Consider the following 18,458-nt stretch of genomic DNA (forward strand, 5'->3'; position numbering starts at 1 on the left):
AAAATTAAAAAAGAATTCGGTTTCTGGGGATGGACGATTTTAATTTTTAATGACAATGCGTCCATCGAGTTGGGATTTGATCTCTTCTCCACGGCGGGTCTGTTCCTTTATCCAGTCGATCATCACATCACGCAACGTAATGCCAGTGTTGACGCTGCTGACAGCATCGCGGAAGGCGCCCATATTGTCGTTCCCCTCAGCCAGATAGTCGAGTGTGACGATGTGGTAAATTTTGTTCCTGTCAATGGGTTGCCCGTCGATGGTCACACTCTTTACTTTTCTCTTGTCGATGACCAGTTTCACGTTCGAAGAGATGCCAGCCCCTCCTATGCGCGCATAGGCGTCGAACATCTTCTCCAGGTCACTTCCCTTCAGCTCCAGGAAGGTGATGGTATTGTCGAAAGAGTATATTTCGTAAAAGTTGCCTATGGTCACCTCTCCCGCGGGGAGGGTCGCGCGGTGTCCGTGGACATTCATCACTCCCATGTCCGCTCCACCCTGCAAATGTTCATCTCCATATGATTTCATAACATCCGAAGTGAGGTTGGTCAGCAGGCTTTCAGGCCTCTTGTAATCCATGAATTGCGCGGATCTGCCGATTGCCACGTTCATCTCCCGGTCGAGTTCTGTTTTATAGGATTGCACGAGCTCCTCCATCTGCCGGTGAGGGTATGTGTCGAAAGAAGAATTCATCTCGACAATAGTGCCGGACATCTCAGTGATCCGGTATTGCTGATTACAAGAAAGAAGCAAGATCGCCATGCAGGCAATCCACATTGTTTTTAGTCGCATGTTGTATGTAATTGTAGAAAACAGGTCAAAAGTACATTTTTTTACCTTCTGCGTCAAGACGTAGATCAAAAATAAACATTAAATTGTGTTTTGTGCGGAAAATTATGGAAAATTTCCTACCTTTGCATCCGCTTTGCGCAATCTCTGTCGGCCACAGGCCGTTATATTGCGTTCAAAAGGGTTAATTATTAACATAAAGCTTGACAAAAATGGATTTAATAAAAATCGCGGAAGAGGCTTTCGCGGGAGAAAAAAAAGAATTTCCCAAATTCAAGAGCGGCGACACCATCACAGTGGCTTATCGTATTGCTGAGGGGAACAAAGAGCGTATACAGCAGTATCGCGGAGTGGTGATCAAAATCGTCGGTCACGGAGACGCCAAGCGTTTTACCGTAAGAAAGATGTCTGATAATATCGGTGTGGAACGTATCTTCCCGATGAACTCCCCCTTCATTGATAGTATTGTGCTTAACAGCGAAGGTAAAGTACGCAGAACTAAATTGTATTACCTGCGCAAACTGCGTGGAAAAGCTGCCCGTATCAAGAAAAAACTATATTGATATACCACAGTGTAAGATATATGAGCTCCGGATTTTTCGGAGCTTTTTATGTTTTTACATCTGACAAATTATCAGGGTGTTGTGCTGTTTAATAATGGTAGGCCATATTTCTTTCTTTACCGACACCCTGAATTTCCTTATTTTTTGAGAACATGGCATGCGCCCAAGCATCCCCACGAAAAAGGTAATATCAGTGTGACCAAATTCCCTTAATTTTAGAGAACATGGCATGCGCCTCTGAAAACTCAAGCAAGCTTGGCTTTTCTCTCGGCTTTCACTATATTTGTCCTGCTATTCTATAAACGGTAACCTGTAGCATGTTATTCAAGACAGAAGGCATAGTACTCGGCACTACTTCCTATAGCGATACTTACTCTATTACGCATCTTTTCACGCGTGATTTCGGTAAGGTCTCCTACCTGTTGCCCATATCGCGCGGGAAAAAGACGAAAATGCGCTCTTCGCTTTTCTTTCCATTGTCGGTACTGCGCCTGGAAGTAGAGCATATGCCGTTGCGCGATGTGCAGAGGCTGAAGGAGGTGGAGAGGCAGTTTCCGTTATATGAATTGTGTACCAATATGACCAAGGTGTCGATGGCTTTTTTTATTTCGGAATTTTTATCGTTTGTGCTCCGAGAGTCAGACAATAATGAGTTGACATTCGATTACCTGAAGAACTCGATCGAGACGCTGGAGGCAGCCGAAAACGGGATCGCGAACTTCCATCTGGCGCTTATGATGGGATTGACACGTTTTCTGGGAATCTATCCCAACACGGAATTTACAGGGAATTATTCTTTCTTTGATCTGCAGCATGGAGAGTTCGTGGTGAATGAACCGACGCATTCTTATTATCTGGACAGGAGAGGGAGTAATTACCTGCGGGATCTGTACCGCATCAACTACAGCAATATGCATCTTTTCAAACTATCACGGAATAACCGCAATGAGATCATAGATCAGTTGCTGGACTACTACCGGTTACACGTCTATAACTTCCCGCCGCTGAAATCGCTGGAAGTCCTACGTGAAATGGGGTGATAAAGTTGGTTTCAATCCACTCACTGAGAGTGGGTGGATGTCAACTCCCGGGATTCCGGGTCAAATTAGGGTAAATGAACGCGGCGGGAATTATCTATGTGCTTGGAAAACAATGACTCTTCCTTCGGGGTCAATGCTGAAAGAATCTCCCAACGACTCATTTAATGACCCCTGCCACCAGTTTGTCAATATCCTTCCCTCGACCGGATATTTGAGATTGTGTGTGGTGAGCTTTTTAGGGTCGATGGAGAAAATGGAAACCTGTTCTCCCTTGTAACTTTTAAACACCGTGGTAGAGTGAATGGGAGTGAAGATGCCCCAATTGGTCAGCATGATGACCTCTGCTAACTCTGCATAGTCGGCCAATAGCGATATGTTCCCAAGGGTGTGGTCTTCACGTTTTCCGGTTCCACCTACAATAATAATTTCCCGTCTGCCGTTTTCCACACAAAACTGTACTGATTTGGTGAGATCATTTGTTTCCTGGTCGGGGTTGGGATGAAGGATATCCGCAAAACGGATCCTGTTCTCTTCCGAGATCGAATCACAGTCGCCCACAATGGCATCGGGTACCCCTCCCCGGGCGATGAAGTCGTTGGCCGCTCCATCGCAGCAGATAATAAACTCTGCCTCTTTGATGCAGGATAGGGGAACGGGGTGGCTGGGAAACCGTCCGTTGGCAATAATTACCGTTGTGGCTGTCTTGTTTTTGTTCATCTTTTACAACTTTGGCTCCATTTCCATTGAATGCAACAGTTACCGCAAAGGTATAAAAGATGTGCCAATGAAAGATAACCGCCGGCATGAATTCTCCCGCTAACACAAAAGACTCATGACTATCTTTCCTAGTACGGCAAACCATATCCCTACCGCCAGTACAAATGCAATCCATAATTTCATCTGTGTCATACTAAATCATTTTTAAGTTGGAGCTTTTATGATATGATGCGGATTGATCTTAAAAAAAGAATACCTGTGATGATCAGGCAGGCAACCTTGACTACTTCTGTTGCCACATAGTAAAAATGGAGAGGTGATGACGGTACTTCAAGCCCTTGTTGGTAAAGCGGAATGCGTGCGTCGAGTGCGGGTAGTAGCCAAAGGGTTTGTATGATGAGTATCAGTAGTGCGGTCAGGAATAATATCCCGGGTGGGTTTATCCCTATTCCACGATGAAGCAGGAACAGATCCACCGCCATAAGAATGGCAAATACCCATTCTACTTTGTTCAACGCTTTAAATATCAGGCTCCCGATACCCAGCCCTAACGGGAGGGTTACCCCCGGCGCCCTGAATTTTAACCACGCCTCCATGAAACTGATGGCACACACAAATCCTATCCAGAGAAAAACAATAGGGAATGCCAGCATGTAAAGTTGAATCTCTTTCGTTTGCATCTTTTCTGATTTTAGCTGTGATTATGAATGTTGTTTGACTATTCTGTTTTTGGTATGCCTGGTAAAACCAGGCGGGTTGATCTTCTTTTTATTTCAGATAATTTTGTCGTAAATTATCTGAAAAAATTATCGCTTCAGCAGGGTTTCCCTGTTTTTAATTTCCATTGCCAGCTCGTAAGCTGTGGTATTTTGCAGGACAACTCTCATCTCTTTCCTGATCTCTTCCACAGGATAATGCATGGGACAGGGTCGTTTTTCATCACATTGCTCCAATCCCAGTGCGCAACCTTCGGAAAAAGTATTTCCATCGATAGTCCTGACGATATCGGCTACAGTGACAGAATGAAGATTTTCACGTTTGATCTCAAAGCCGCCCTGTTTTTGCCAAAGATATATTATTTTTATTTACGACAAAAATGTCGTAAATATTTTTATAATCCTGAATTTTTCCCTCTTCCCTCTTCATTCTTCCCTCTTCATTCTTCCCTCTTCACTTTTCATTCTTCATTCTTCATTCTTCATTCTTCATTTTTCATTTTTCATTTTTCATTCTTCACTTTTCATTCTTCATTCTTCACTTTTCATTCTTCACTTCAAAAAGTCTTGATTCCTGATTCAGGGCTCTATAGCCAATAAATATTTAATAAAACATAAAAGCAGGGCTTTTTCAAACAATAGGATTGAAAAACTGTTCTTATGTAGAATTGTTCTAATTATTAAAGGATACACAAAGACATATTTATAGAGCGTTTTCGTTAAGCTAAATGAGCGGAAGACAGCTGACGACAAGCTGGAACCCAACACAAACTTCTTTGAGTTTTGGGGAGGTGCGAAGGAGGAAGACGAAGTCAACCTTGCTTGGAGTATGCATTCGCGGGAACTATTTCTTTAAGTGGGTACAGAGGCAAAATCTGCTTTAACTATGTCGAGGGAAGAGGACTAATTTTAATGAAATGAAAGTAAGCTGCTATGGCCAGAACAAAATCAAAAGAAAGTGAATTAACAAAAGAGAAAATGTTGCACATGCATCGGTTGATGCTGGATATCCGGAATTTCGACAGCAAGGTGAACCGGCTTGTGAAAAAGGGGAAGATACCCGGGATGACGCATTTCTCCATAGGGGAGGAAGCTGCTAATGTGGGTGCGATTGGCGCGATAAAGGCCGGATTTGACCTGATTACTTCCAATCACCGCGGACACGGGCAAAGTATTGCCTTGGAGATAGACCTCAACGGAATGATGGCTGAAATCATGGGGAAAGCTACGGGAACCTGTAAAGGGAAAGGGGGCTCCATGCATATTGCCGATCTCGACGGAGGGAATCTAGGTGCGAACGGGATTGTAGGCGGAGGGATGGGAATGGCCGTCGGCGCCGCACTCACTCAGAAAATGAAAAAAACGGGAAAGATCGTTCTCTGTTGTTTTGGCGATGGTGCCTGTAACGAAGGAACTTTCCATGAGACATTGAATATGGCCTCCATCTGGAAGTTGCCGGTGATTTTCTATTCCATAAATAATATGTATGGGATCAGTACCCCGATTAAAGATGTGATCAACATCGATTACAATTATCAACGCGCGTGTGCTTATGGAATTCCGGGACACTTTATTGAAGATGGGAATGATTTGCTTTCTGTCTACCATAAATTCGAGGAGATAGTGCAGTATGTACGTGATGGCAATGGTCCGGTACTGGTGGAAGCGGTCACCTACAGGTGGTTAGGGCATTCCACCTCGGATCCCGGAAAATACCGGACTAAAGAAGAGGTGGATGAATGGAAACAAAAAGATCCGATTGAGCGTTTCAAGAGATACCTTCTTGAAAACAAAACAGCTACCGCGCAGGAGATCGAGGCGATAGAGAAAGCATCCGAGGACGCGGTGGAAGAATCTGTGAAATTTGCATTAAGCAGTCCGGAACCGACACTGGAATCGGCATTTGAAGACATTTTTGCAGATTAATTTTAGAAGCTGTTTTGAATTTTTTCATCGATTGTTTTTTAGCCATTTTTTGATGGATTTGGATTTTCATTGATTGAAATGTGGCGGGCCACTTAAAAGAAATGAAAGTTCAAAGGCGCGAAAAAGGGCAAAAAACAAAATGAAAGAGTGGAAAAATAAGCGTAAAATAATTACTCGTAAAATTCAAAACAGTTTCTTACAATGGACCCCAATAAAAATGACAGTATGCGGAGACTTCATCGTCTTTGTCGCTTATACAAAATAACAACAGCAGAAAAAACAGATGGAAAATAAAACAAAGCTCATGTCTGTCCGCGATGCCATTATCATGGCAATGTCGGAAGAGATGCGTCGTGATGAGAACGTGTTCCTGATGGGAGAAGATGTGGGTATTTTCGGAGGCGATTTCGGAACATCGGTAGGGATGCTCGAAGAGTTCGGCAAGGAACGTGTGCGTGACACGCCTATTTCAGAAAATGCCATTTCCGGCGCAGCCATAGGGGCGGCCATGACCGGGATGCGACCCATTGTGGATGTCACATTTATGGACTTTATCGTCTATATGATGGATAATATTGTGAATCAGGCTGCCAAAACAAGATATATGTTCGGTGGGAAAGGGCGGATACCGGTGGTGTTCCGCGCCGCCGCGGGAGGCGGCGTTGGTTCGGCCGCGCAACACTCTCAATCGCTTGAGGCCTGGTTTACCCATATCCCCGGGCTCAAAGTGATTGCCCCGGGTACGCCGGCCGACGTGAAAGGATTGCTCAAGGCGGCTATCCGCGATAATAATCCGGTCATCTTCCTCGAATATAAAGCACAATATAATATGAAAGGTGAAGTGCCCCTTGATCCGGACTTTGTATTGCCCATCGGGAAAGCTGAAATTAAGAAGGAAGGGAAAGATGTAACGGTCATCACCTATGGGCGTATGCTGGAGAGGGTGATGCAGGCGGCCAAAGAGGTAGAAGAAGGCGAAGGGGTTAGTGTGGAGGTGGTAGACCTGCGTACCTTGGCGCCGCTTGACAAAGAGGCGGTACTTGAGTCGGTGAAGAAGACCGGGAAGGTGTTGCTGGTAAACGATGCGCATAAAACAGGCGGTTTCATCGGCGAGATAGCCGCCATGATTGCCGAAAGCGACGCGTTCGATTTTCTGGATGGACGGATATTGCGTCTTGCCGGTGAGGATGTGCCCATCCCCTATAACCAGACACTGGAGGCCGCCATGATACCCAATGTGGCGCGGATCAAGAAATACATCCTCAAATTAGTGAATAACCGATAAAAGGGAGTGATGGAAAATAAAAGATTGAGAGCAACACCGGCGGCCAGGGCTTTGGCGAGACGTCTGGGAGTGGATTTGCTCAGTGTGACCGGCACAGGTTACAAGGGACGTATCCATAAGGACGATATAGCCAATTTCAATTACGAGGAGAAAACACATATTTCTCCGCTTGCCCGCCATATTGCCGAAGTGCACAATATAGACCTGAAAGGGGTAAAAGGATCGGGACACCGCGATAAGATCATGAAAGATGATGTCTTGCAACTCATTTCCGATCCCGACCTGAAAACCAGATTCACGCTCAATGATTTTGGAGAAGTGTCCGTCTCCCAACCAGATCAGGTTACGGCCAAACCCACAACAGAGGCATCACAGAAGGCGCCTGCCGCGTCACAGGATGTGCCGGTTGCGGGAGAAACCGAGACTGTGCCGATGACCCAGATGCGGAAAATCATCGCCAAACGGATGTCGGAAAGCTATTTCGGCATACCCACTTTTATCCAGACATGGGAAGTGGACATGACCGAGATGCTGGCGTTACGTAAACGGTTGATCGAACCCATACAGGAGAAAACCGGGAAAAAACTGACCGTGACCGACCTGATCTCGCTGGCGGTAGTGAAAACGCTGTTGAGACACAAGTATATCAATGCCAGTCTCAATCCCGAAGGAACGGAACTGACCTTCCACAATCATGTGCATCTGGGAATGGCGGTCGGCCTGGACGAAGGTCTGCTGGTGCCGGTAGTGAAGAACGCCCACCAAATGTCTCTCAGCGAATTTGTGGTCGCATTGAAAGATTTGACGGAACGCACTTTTTCAAAGAAACTGTTGCCCGACGAGCAGGCCGGAAGCACATTTACGATCAGTAACCTGGGGATGTACCCTGTAGATGAATTCACTGCCATCATCAACCAACCCAACGCCGCCATTTTGAGTGTCGCCTCGACAAAGGAAAAACTGGTGCCGGTGAACGGCGAGGCGGTGGTGCGGCCCATCATGAAGATGAGCCTTACCAGCGATCACCGTATCATCGACGGGCTGACAGCAGCGAAATTCATGACCGAGCTGAAAAAATTGATGGAAGATCCGATCACTTTATTGATTTAAGAGTGGCAATAGGAAATACAAAAAAACAGATATATGGCTTATGAAATAATCATGCCCAAGGCCGGTATTGACATGACCGAAGGGCAAGTGGTGAAATGGTTGAAGAAAGAGGGTGATCCGGTAAAAGAAGGCGAGATTATTCTTGAGATAATGACCGACAAAACCAGTATGGAGATCGAAGCGGAAGCATCGGGTATCCTGTTGAAGATCGTGCATCCCGATGGTGATACCGTACCGGTAACAGAAGTGATCGGCTATATCGGGGCGGAGAACGAGTCGGTTGACACGCTGATGCCCGAAGTGATTGAGGATACCGGAGAGAAGGAGAGTGAGGAAGACAAGCGGATGATCCGTCTTGAGGACAATTACAATGTGGTGGTGATAGGAGGAGGCCCCGCCGGATATGTGGCCGCCATTAAGGCGGCGCAATTGGGAGCCAGGGTGGCCATTGTGGAGAAAGGCGAGTTTGGCGGTACCTGTCTGAATGTGGGATGTATCCCCACCAAAGCATATCTGAAGAATGCCGAGATCATCGAACATATCCGCGAAGCATCCACAAGAGGGATTCTCATCGACAGTTCACAGATCAAAGTGGATATGGAGAAAGTGCAGGAGTACAAAAACGGGGTAGTGAAAAAACTGACCAGCGGTGTTGTGGCACTCCTCAAGAGCAATGGTGTGGACATTTATCAGGGCATTGGCAAGATCAACAAGAATAAAGATGTGGTAGTGAACGACTCGCAGATCCTCAAAGCCGACAAGATTATCCTGGCAGGTGGCTCCAAAGCATCCAAGATCAATATCCCCGGTATCGAGAGCGACAAGGTGCTCACCAGCGACGATCTTCTCGCTATCAAGGAGGTGCCCGAGACACTGGCTGTCATTGGCGGTGGCGTGATCGGCACTGAGATGGGACAATCGTTTGCCGGCCTCGGATCCAAAGTGATTATCATCGAGATGATGGATCGTATTGTGCCGCCTCTTGACCATGAGGTTTCTGCCGAATTGACCAAGATCATCAAGAAGAAAGGCATGACAGTAATTACCTCTGCCCGTATTACTGAAATCGTGGATAAAGGTGATAAACTGGAGATCAAGATCGACGGGAAAGAGTCGGTGATCGCCGATAAGGCGTTGATCTCTATTGGCCGTGTACCCGATCTGGAAGGGATGGGTGAGATGAAATTCGAAACCGAGCGGGGCAAGATAAAGGTGGACAAATACATGGAGACGAGCGTGAAAGGGATTTACGCGCCCGGCGACGTAAACGGCATCAAGATGCTTGCGCACGTGGCTTTCCGCATGGGTGAGGTAGCCGCCGAAAATGTGGTAAAGGGCAATCATCGTTCCATCAAGTTGCTTTCAGCTCCGTCGGTGGTCTATACCTCTCCGGAGGTCGCGATGGTCGGCCTGACCGAAGAAGAAGCGCGGGCGAAGTATGACGATATCCGTATCGGGCGGTTCAACTTTGCCGCCAACGGTCGTGCTTTGGCGTCAAGTGAAGCGTATGGTTTCGTGAAAGTGATTGCTGATAACCGCTATGGTGAAGTGCTGGGGGTGCATATCATTGGCCCGTCTGCCGCGGAAATCATTACCCAGGCGTCGTTGATCATGGAAATGGAGATTACCGTGGATGAAGTGATAAAGACCATCTACGGGCATCCCACCTATTCCGAAGCGTTGTTCGAGGCATTTGCCGATGTGCTGGGTGAAGCGGTGCATATCCCCAAAAAGAAGAAGTAAATAAATTATATATTGCTTGTGGCGGGTTCCGGCAGAAAGATGACCGGGGCCCGCTCTTTTTTATCCTTTTTCCCCTTTCATCATCCGTTTCCATTTGAAATAACCGAATACGGAGATCACCGAATAGATCGCGAAGAGAATGGAAGTGGGGTAGAGTCCTTTCCATATATAAAGTCCGCAGGAAACAATATTCACCAAGAACCAAAACCACCATTGTTCCACATGTTTGTGGGCAAGCAACCACATTCCGAGGATGCTAAGCGCTGTGGTGAAGCTGTCGCCGTAGGGGACGGGACTGTCGGTGAAACGGATCAGTATAAAGGCGATAACTGCAAAAACAACAGTGCCTATCAACGACAGAGGCAGGATATAGTGTCGGGGGGTGTGGCTGATCGGCAGCTCCGATCCTTCCGATTGATGCTTTGTCCATCGCATCCAGCCGTAGATAGTGGCGAAGAAGTAGTACACATTAATTCCCATGTCGGCATAGAACTTGCTCTGGAAGAATATCCACACATAGACGACAGGCATCAGCACACCCACCGGCCACAACCATTTGCTGGCATTGTATTCCAGATACAGATAGAGTAGTCCGATCACCGCGCCGATAATTTCAATGGTCTGCATGATTTGGTTTTTATGTAAAGGCAAACGGATTTCCCCGGTGAAGGGAGAAAATCCGTTTACTATGTATATGATTTCCTAGAAACTTAACGTAAGCCGCGCCGTATAATTCCTGGGTGCCTGAGGATAGTATCCAGTCCGATTGATGGTGCTTCCGTTCTCAAAAGCATCTGTGGATGCCCATCCATTGGCTACATATTTCTTGTTGAACAGGTTATTGACAAAAACCTGGAGGTTGAGAGTTCCCAGGGCCGATGGCTTAAAGGTATAACCGGCGGAAAAGTTACTCACGAAATAGGCGTCGATCGATTTTGCATCGTCCGATGTGTTGTCGAGATACTGTTTGCTTACATATTTCCCTATCAGGTTTAGGTAGAGAGCGTTTGTGGGCTGCCAGGTAACTCCTATGGCACTCACCAGGCTGGGTGAGAATGAAATGTCGGTCGTCCCGTAATCTTCGGATATCTGTCCTATCCTCTTGCTATCCTCCTCGTTATGATACAGGTCAAAGTAGGCCGTGTAGTTGTCGATCTTGTTCCGGCTGAGTGTGGTGTTGGCGTCCAAGAAGAATGTGTTGTTAAAGAGGGGTATGGCTGCTTCCAGTTCAATGCCGACCCGGTAGCTGTCTTTTACATTTTCCATCAATTTGTATCCTATGTCGCTGAGCTTTCCGGTCTGTACCATTTGGTTATGGTAATCCATGTAATAGAGGTTTGCTCCTAATCGGATACCACTCTCTCCCTGATGTCGGTACCCCAACTCATAGTCGATCATCCGTTCTGGCTTGATGGGATTGACAGCGCCTCCTTTTATCCCATCTTTCAGGTCGGTTCGGAGAGGTTCGCGTTGTCCTACGGCGGCCGAGGCATAGAACCGGTTATGGTCGTTCATCCGGAACGAAAGGCCGGCTTTCGGGTTCACGAAGTTGTAATTGAATTCTCCCGTCAGATCCATCAAATCGTCATCGACACCGCGGAAACGGTAGCCAATGCGGCGGTATTGCAGGTCACCGAAAAGAGAGAGTTTCCCGTTCAGTTGGTATTCTGCCTTGGCAAAGAGGTTCATTTCCGATTTTTCACCCACGTTGCGGTACCACTCGTAATTCTCGGGTATATTCTCCGAGTGTTTTATCCAGGGGAGCCTTCCGTAATGGTCGCCGTCATAGAAACTGTACATTCCGCCAAAGGTCACTTCCAGGTTATTCTTTGTATAGTTGAAACTGAGGTTGGCCACGTAAAAATCATTTTTCATCAACTTTTGCCGTACGAAGTCGGTGCGGCTATAGGTGCTGTCGCCAATTGTCTGCGGCTTTAACCCGAAATCGGAATATTTTCTGTTGTAGCGGTAATTTTCGTAGTAGCCGTAACCATGGTTGTAGCTGAGTCCCGCGTTCATCGTTAGATTCCGGCCCAGTTCCCTTGCAAGGGTGAGTTGCAGGATATCGGAGTAATAATTGTCGGTTTCATTGTCATAGTAGAGCCTGTTGCCCGCGTCGTCTTTGTATTCCCCGGCCGGATTGTAACGCCGTCCATACTCTTGGTCCTTCATTTGCTTTTCAGAAACACCCACCCAGGTGATGCCGGTATGTTGAATCCCTTTCATGTAGATCATACGAAACAGCTGCTTGTCAGTGTAATGGGATAATGCGGCATACAGGTTGGTGTGGTCCACCTTCCCGTTTCTTATATAGCCATCGGCCAACACACGGGAATAGCGGGTGTCGAACGAAAATCCATTCTTCAATATCCCTGTTCCCGCGGCTATATTGGACAAGAATGTGCCATAACTGCCTACCGCGGTAGAAGCTTCCCCATAGGCCTCGGAACGCGCCCCGGCCGTTTGCAGGGAGATGCTGGCTCCAAAAGCGGCCGATCCATTGGTGGATGTTCCCACCCCCCGCTGTATCTGGATGTTCTGTAATGAGTGGGATAGATCGGGCAAGTTTACCCAATAGACCTCCTGGCTTTCGGGATTGTTCAACGGTACCCCGTTGAGGGTCACGTTGATGCGCGTGGCGTCGGTGCCCCTGATCCTGAATGCCGCATTGCCTACGCCTAATCCGTCCTCGGTAAAAGAGACCAATGACGGGGTAGTTTGCAGGATAGCCGGAATATTTCGGGCCGCATTCTGTTTCCGTATCTCTGACGAAGAGATGTTGGAATAGGCCACCGGTGTGTTTTGCCCGGCGCGGGTGGCGGAAACAATTACCTCTTCCAGTTGAATTTGACTAAGAGTGTCGGATGGCACCTCATGTGCCTTTGCTTGATAGACCAATGCCAACAGGATTGCCGGCAATAAAAAAACCTTTTTCATTTACTTTTACTTTAAATTTTAGGATGGACAACGCGACTTGCATCGTGCATCGTTAATGAGTGAAATAAAAAAGGGGATTTGTGAAGATGTATACCAGAAAAACCACGAAGTGTGGACTATTATTCCCTACGCCGGCATTACCCGGATCAGGTGATTTGGGTATGATCTCAGCCCGTTTACTTGGGCACCCCCTGTCGAATGAGTAAACAAAGATAGGCCAATTTTGTTCAGAAGGAGAGTCATCTGCTGTTTTTTAACATCCGAAATAGTTGTCAAGGCAAAAATAACCGGTTGGATAGGTGTTGTTTTTGGATTTATTTGTAATTTCGTTCACTTAAGTCAGACTATTTCCCGCAATGGCATGATCCAAGCAAGCTTGTCTTCTGCTCATCTTGCTTAACGAAATAGTTTGCTGAAGGGAAATTTCCGGATTTTCATCGGGCTTTTTCCATACCTGCCGTATATGGCCGATGATCATACATTGATGAATGGTGAAAAAGCGGTTAAACGGCTCATTTTAATGAACGAGCATAAACAGGGTCAAAGAGGTATATGAACGAGGAAGAAAAACTGGTTGCGGAAGACCAGATGATTGAGGATGAGTTTCAGGCTCTTCTGAGCGATTATCTGAATTCGAATCACCGGCGGAAGGTGGACATCATCACCCGCGCGTATAACATGGCGAAAGAAGCGCATAAAGGCGCGCGCCGGCGTTCGGGAGAACCTTATATCATGCATCCGCTGGCGGTAGCCCGTATTGTGTCGAAAGAAATGGGGTTGGGGTCTACCTCCATCTCCGCTTCCCTGTTGCATGATGTGGTGGAAGATACCGATTATACCGTGGAAGATATCCGCGCGCTGTTTGGCGAGAAGATCGCGCAGATTGTGGATGGTCTGACAAAAATCTCGCATGGCATGTTTGGGGAGAATGTGTCGGCGCAGGCAGAGAACTTCAGAAAACTGCTGCTGACCATGTCGGATGATATCCGCGTGATCCTTATCAAGATCGCGGACCGGCTGCACAATATGCGTACGCTCTCTTCCATGACGATTGCCAAACAGTACAAGATCACAGGGGAGACACTCTATATTTATGCCCCGTTAGCGCATCGCCTGGGGCTTTTTGCTATCAAAACCGAACTGGAAGAACTCTGTTTCAAGTATGAGCATCCTGAAACCTATGCCGACCTGACACGAAAGATTGAGGAGACAGCGCCGGAGCGAAACAAGATATATGAAAATTTCGCCGTTCCAGTGATAAAGGCGCTCGATAAGATGGATATGGAATATGAGATGCGGGCGCGGGTCAAGTCGGTCTATTCCATTTGGAACAAGATGCAGACCAAAGGGATTGAATTCTCGGAGGTGTACGACCTGTTTGCCGTGCGGATTATTTTCGAAGTACATCCCGGTATGGATGAGAAAAAGCAATGCTGGGACATTTACTCCGCCATCACCGATATATACAAACTTCGTCCTGACCGTATTCGCGACTGGGTGAGCCATCCCAAGGCCAACGGTTATCAGGCGCTGCATCTTACGGTGATGGGGCCGGACGGAAAATGGATCGAAATACAGATCCGCAGCCGCCGGATGGACGATATTGCCGAAAAAGGATTTGCCGCCCACTGGAAATATAAGGAAAACAGGATTGAAGAGGACAATGAATTGGACAAATGGTTGAAAACCATCCAGGAGGTGCTGGCCAATCCGAATCCGAATGCCATCGACTTTCTGGATACGGTAAAGATGAATCTTTTCTCGTCTGAAATTTTCGTGTTCACTCCCAAAGGCGAGATAAAAACCCTTCCGCAGGGAGCGACGGCACTCGATTTCGCCTATACCATCCATACCAGGGTAGGCGATCATTGTTTAGGCGCCAAGGTGAATCATACGCTGGTCCCACTCAGTCGGAAGCTAAGTAGTGGCGATCAGGTGGAGATACTCACCTCTCAATCGGTCAACCCGCAGCCGGAATGGCTCAATTTCGTCACCACGGCCAAAGCCCGGACTAAGATTGAGGCGTCGTTGCGGCGGCAGCGGCGAAGGATTACCGAAAAGGGGCGGAAAATGCTTGAAGAGCTGTTTGAAAATGAACCTATCGACAACACAGTCTTTAATAAGATACTTCATGTGTATAAGGCTGAGAACAAAGATGACCTTTATTATCTGATCGGCAATAACGAAGTTTCGCTTCCTTCCAATAAAGAGGCCTTCTTTAAAATGAAGATCGAACCGGAGAAACAGGATAACCTGTTCGTGCGGTATATGAAACAGGCGATGAATGCCATCAAAAAGGCGCCGCCTGTCGATCAGAGGAATATAAAGAACGGACAAAAGGAATCCGAAGCATCCGTGGTGTCGGAAGAGTTGGCGGGAGAAAGGGAGAAGATTGACCGGAAAGCTGATTTCCTGCTTACGGAAACCAATTTCCGCAAGAATTTCATTGTTTCTTCCTGTTGTAACCCGCTTCCGGGTGACGAGGTATTCGGCTATGTGACCGAGAAAGAGGAGGTGGAGGTGCACAAACGTTCCTGCCGGACAGGCTTGAAGTTGAAATCCAGTTTTGGTGACCGGATCATTGCGGTGAAATGGGGCGATTACCGGCAATATTCTTTTTTGGCATCCATCGTTTTTACGGGAATAGACCGGGTGGGGATATTGGGAACCATACTGTCGAAACTGTCAGAGGATGTGGTGGTGAACATACAGAGCGTAAATGTTTCCACCAATGACGGCATCTTTGAGGGCGTGTTCAATATACATGTCCATAGCGCGGAAGAAGTGAATCAACTCTGTGCCAAGATAGCAAAAGTGGACGGTGTAAGCACCGTCCACAGATCCACTATTTAATTCTTTTTCTTTTTCTACCGAACAGCATGGATGGAATCTTCCTGACAGCAAATGCTATGAGTGCCGGTTTGGCGACTTTCCATGAGAGGGATCCTATAAGAGGGAGATTCGACAAGGCGAGATTCAACCAGGGGTTGGTCCTCCTTGTCCCAAAAGGAGTGATGGAATAAGAAGAACCGCTCGACAAATGATTTACTGTTTCGGCCAGTTTTGATTTTACCGAGGAAGTGATGCCTTTGGTGAGCATCGTTCCCCAGTTATCGTTCAAATACTGTAATTGATACGATAGCCGTTGACTTGCAATGACACGTTCTTCACGCAACCGTTTCTTTTCTAACCGAAGTTCCTCCAGCGGAGTCAATTTATAGGTACTCATTTGTCACTCTTTTTATTATCCTTATCATCTTGCGCCATCAGAAAGCGTACTACCCCATTTGATATTTTCCGGTTGAAACGCTTTTTCAAAAGTAGCATGATCAGCAACACCAAAATGGAAAATGCGGATACAATGCCGAAGCCTGCCCAGAGGCTTTCAAGCAGTTCAGCCAGGTAGAGGGCTGCTGTTACCAGCGCGAAAAAAAGCGCTACCAAAGCGATCCATGCTATGATCAGACCATAACTGATCGAGGCTGAACCCAGACTCACTTTCTCATACACTTCCAGTTTCGCCAGTTCGAGCGAACTGGAGATGAAGTTCGAAATATCATCCCGCATTTCCTCGAATAGCGTGCTCACTTTTTTCTCTTCCATCGTTTTGTTCGGTTAAAGGATAAGATATATTTATTGTTTTGCCAGCTCTTTCTTGGCTATTTCGGCAATGTCATCTATATCTTCCTTTAAATCCTGTACTTCGCTTTTCCCTTTGTAGATAGCGGTTTTGACATTGGCACGTACTTTATCCGCAAACTCGTTAGCCTGCTCCAGCCACTCCTCTTTTCTGTCACTTCCCATAATGTAACCTACTGCAGCTCCGAGAGCAACGCCGATTCCTAAACCTAATAATAGTTTTGCTTCTGATTTCATAATTTTTGCGTTTAATAATTAATAGTTAGTTGTTTTGATATTCAATCAAGTTTTGTCGCTCCAATACCTGTACTAAATAGAACACATTACCGGCAAAATTGTTTTTCGAAACTGTAATTTCCGGGATCGGTGATTATTCTGTGGACAACGACTCTCCCAGCAATGTGGCGGGTGTAAAGCCGGTTATTCTCACCTTCACGAATTCTCCGATGCGGTGTTTTTTCTTGTCAAAAATAACTACCTTATTCTGGTCGGTACGGCCGAAGAGTTGTTCCCGGGAGCGCTTGGAGAATCCTTCCGTGAGTACCTCGAATTCCTTGCCCAGATCCTTTTCGTTGCTTTGCCGCGACAATTCCATTTGCAGGTCGATAATTTCTTGCAGACGTCTGCTTTTGACCTCTTCCGGCACATTGTCTTCCAATCTTTTTGCAGCGTAAGTGCCCGGTCGCTCCGAATATTTGAACATGAAAGCCGAATCGAATCCCACTTCGCGCATCATGGAGAGTGTCTCCTGATGGTCTTCTTCCGTTTCGGAATGGAATCCGCACATGATGTCGGTGGAAAGTCCGCAACCGGGGATGATCCGTTTGATGGCTGCGATCCTGTCCATGTACCACTCCCTGTCGTATCTTCTGTTCATCAGTTTCATCATCCTTGAACTTCCCGATTGTACGGGAAGGTGGATGTAGTTGCAGATGTTTTGGTATTGGGCGATGGTCTCCAGCGTTTTATCGGTCATGTCCCGTGGATGGGATGTGGTGAAACGGATCCGCATCCCGGGAGCGGCTTCAGCGACCATGACGAGCAGTGCGGGGAAATCGATCTTTCTGTCACTGTCCATAAAACGGTAGGAGTTCACATTCTGCCCCAATAGGGTCACTTCCCTGAATCCCTTTTCGCGCATGACGCGTAACTCGTTGAGGATACTCTCCGGCTCGCGGCTGCGCTCCCGCCCGCGGGTAAAGGGGACAATGCAGTAAGTGCAGAATTTGTCACATCCGCGCATGATGGAAATATATCCGGAGATGTTGCTCCCGTTCAATTTCAAGGGGATCACATCTTTGTATGTCTCTGTCTTTGACAGTTGGATGTTGATGGCTTTCTCACCTCTTTCGGCCGCCCCCACTAAATTGGGAAGGTCGAGATAGGCATCGGGCCCTACCACCAGGTCGACATCATGATCGTCGATCAGGTCCGATTTTACCCTTTCGGCCATACATCCCAATACACCTACGATAAGAGGAGCCTTCCGTTTCCTTTTCAAGGCATTGAAATATTCCAGTCGCTGCACTACTCGCTGTTCTGCGTTATCCCTTATGGAACAGGTGTTCACGAAAATGGCGTCAGCGTCGCGGTCATTGTCGGTCAGCCGATAGCCATCCATCTCCATGATTGAGGCAACCACTTCCGTGTCCGCCACGTTCATTTGACAACCATAAGTCTCTATAAATAGTTTTTTTTCTTTTACTTCGTTCGGATTCATACGATATTTTATTTTCTCATTTCGCTGTATGGAACCTTCATTCGCGGTTTCATCACTTATTCCTAAACTGTGAGGCATGTCATAAAACTCCCGGAAAAGTTAAAATGTCAAATTATCGACAAAAAAGTTGCAATATTCTATTTTTCATGCTAACTTTGCCGTAAGGAAAAATAAAAATTTTTTCATAGTTAAGGTTTTGGTTAATTGCTCGAGAGTGACTGTGAAGTTGCTCTCGATTTTTATATCGACCATGTAACCTCCGATTCAGAAAAA

General features: G+C 46.8%; 16 protein-coding genes and 1 riboswitch. Of the genes, 7 read left to right on the plus strand and 9 right to left on the minus strand.

The window, feature by feature from the left end; translation table 11 throughout:
- Positions 1 to 39: 39 nt before the first annotated feature.
- Positions 40 to 792 (minus strand): 5'-nucleotidase C-terminal domain-containing protein, encoded by a 753-nt coding sequence (locus tag D7D25_RS13285; RefSeq protein WP_148038927.1) that lies wholly within the window; start codon positions 790 to 792, stop codon positions 40 to 42.
- Between the two features lie 209 nt (positions 793 to 1,001).
- On the opposite strand from D7D25_RS13285, the gene rplS reads away from it, so the two are divergent.
- Together rplS and recO are read left to right on the plus strand one after the other, a co-directional pair.
- Positions 1,002 to 1,352, plus strand: a complete 351-nt coding sequence (rplS, locus tag D7D25_RS13290; protein WP_122969435.1) for a 50S ribosomal protein L19 — start codon at positions 1,002 to 1,004, stop codon at positions 1,350 to 1,352.
- Between the two features lie 317 nt (positions 1,353 to 1,669).
- Positions 1,670 to 2,392: a DNA repair protein RecO gene (recO, locus tag D7D25_RS13295; protein WP_122969436.1), complete on the plus strand. Its 723-nt coding sequence runs from the start codon at positions 1,670 to 1,672 to the stop codon at positions 2,390 to 2,392.
- A gap of 90 nt (positions 2,393 to 2,482) precedes the next feature.
- On the opposite strand, the gene D7D25_RS13300 is transcribed toward recO, so the two are convergent.
- Together D7D25_RS13300 and D7D25_RS13305 are read right to left on the minus strand one after the other, a co-directional pair.
- Positions 2,483 to 3,109, minus strand: a complete 627-nt coding sequence (locus D7D25_RS13300; RefSeq protein WP_122969437.1) for a thiamine diphosphokinase — start codon at positions 3,107 to 3,109, stop codon at positions 2,483 to 2,485.
- A gap of 218 nt (positions 3,110 to 3,327) precedes the next feature.
- Complete coding sequence (locus D7D25_RS13305; protein ID WP_122969438.1) at positions 3,328 to 3,789, minus strand: hypothetical protein; 462 nt, start codon at positions 3,787 to 3,789, stop codon at positions 3,328 to 3,330.
- 969 nt (positions 3,790 to 4,758) lie between these two features.
- Here D7D25_RS13305 and D7D25_RS13315 point away from each other — a divergent pair.
- The 4 genes from D7D25_RS13315 to lpdA all read left to right on the plus strand — a co-directional run bounded on the left by D7D25_RS13315 (position 4,759) and on the right by lpdA (position 9,889).
- Positions 4,759 to 5,751, plus strand: a complete 993-nt coding sequence (locus D7D25_RS13315; RefSeq protein ID WP_122969439.1) for a thiamine pyrophosphate-dependent dehydrogenase E1 component subunit alpha — start codon at positions 4,759 to 4,761, stop codon at positions 5,749 to 5,751.
- A 283-nt stretch (positions 5,752 to 6,034) separates the two neighbouring features.
- Complete coding sequence (locus D7D25_RS13320; protein ID WP_122969440.1) at positions 6,035 to 7,036, plus strand: alpha-ketoacid dehydrogenase subunit beta; 1,002 nt, start codon at positions 6,035 to 6,037, stop codon at positions 7,034 to 7,036.
- 9 nt (positions 7,037 to 7,045) lie between these two features.
- A complete protein-coding gene (locus D7D25_RS13325; RefSeq protein WP_122969441.1) occupies positions 7,046 to 8,146 on the plus strand; it encodes a dihydrolipoamide acetyltransferase in 1,101 nt (366 codons plus the stop codon).
- A 33-nt stretch (positions 8,147 to 8,179) separates the two neighbouring features.
- Complete coding sequence (gene lpdA / locus D7D25_RS13330) at positions 8,180 to 9,889, plus strand: dihydrolipoyl dehydrogenase (RefSeq protein WP_122969442.1); 1,710 nt, start codon at positions 8,180 to 8,182, stop codon at positions 9,887 to 9,889.
- 60 nt (positions 9,890 to 9,949) lie between these two features.
- Here the strand turns inward: lpdA and pnuC are convergent, their stop codons facing one another.
- Together pnuC and D7D25_RS13340 are read right to left on the minus strand one after the other, a co-directional pair.
- On the minus strand, positions 9,950 to 10,516 hold the full coding sequence (pnuC, locus tag D7D25_RS13335) for a nicotinamide riboside transporter PnuC (RefSeq protein ID WP_122969443.1): 567 nt from the start codon (positions 10,514 to 10,516) through the stop codon (positions 9,950 to 9,952).
- A gap of 75 nt (positions 10,517 to 10,591) precedes the next feature.
- Complete coding sequence (locus tag D7D25_RS13340) at positions 10,592 to 12,826, minus strand: TonB-dependent receptor (protein WP_255417307.1); 2,235 nt, start codon at positions 12,824 to 12,826, stop codon at positions 10,592 to 10,594.
- A gap of 105 nt (positions 12,827 to 12,931) precedes the next feature.
- Positions 12,932 to 13,028, minus strand: a riboswitch (TPP riboswitch).
- A 350-nt stretch (positions 13,029 to 13,378) separates the two neighbouring features.
- Here D7D25_RS13340 and D7D25_RS13345 point away from each other — a divergent pair.
- Positions 13,379 to 15,679 carry a bifunctional (p)ppGpp synthetase/guanosine-3',5'-bis(diphosphate) 3'-pyrophosphohydrolase gene (locus tag D7D25_RS13345; RefSeq protein WP_122969444.1) on the plus strand — a complete coding sequence of 767 codons (2,301 nt, stop codon included), beginning with the start codon at positions 13,379 to 13,381 and terminating at the stop codon, positions 15,677 to 15,679.
- On the opposite strand, the gene D7D25_RS13350 is transcribed toward D7D25_RS13345, so the two are convergent.
- The 4 genes from D7D25_RS13350 to miaB form a co-directional block, all read right to left on the minus strand.
- A complete protein-coding gene (locus D7D25_RS13350; RefSeq protein WP_122969445.1) occupies positions 15,672 to 16,055 on the minus strand; it encodes a hypothetical protein in 384 nt (127 codons plus the stop codon). The genes D7D25_RS13345 and D7D25_RS13350 overlap by 8 nt on opposite strands.
- Positions 16,052 to 16,429, minus strand: a complete 378-nt coding sequence (locus D7D25_RS13355) for a phage holin family protein (RefSeq protein WP_122969446.1) — start codon at positions 16,427 to 16,429, stop codon at positions 16,052 to 16,054. Before D7D25_RS13355 ends, D7D25_RS13350 begins: the two co-directional genes overlap by 4 nt.
- Before the next feature lie 30 nt (positions 16,430 to 16,459).
- Positions 16,460 to 16,702, minus strand: coding sequence for a YtxH domain-containing protein (locus D7D25_RS13360; RefSeq protein ID WP_019537869.1), 243 nt, complete (start codon positions 16,700 to 16,702; stop codon positions 16,460 to 16,462).
- Positions 16,703 to 16,835: 133 nt separating this feature from the next.
- Entirely contained in the window at positions 16,836 to 18,185 is a 1,350-nt protein-coding gene (gene miaB, locus D7D25_RS13365) for a tRNA (N6-isopentenyl adenosine(37)-C2)-methylthiotransferase MiaB (RefSeq protein ID WP_122969447.1), read from the minus strand.
- Positions 18,186 to 18,458 lie beyond the last annotated feature (273 nt).

It is taken from the genome of Proteiniphilum sp. X52 (assembly GCF_003712195.1).
Lineage (GTDB): Bacteria > Bacteroidota > Bacteroidia > Bacteroidales > Dysgonomonadaceae > Proteiniphilum.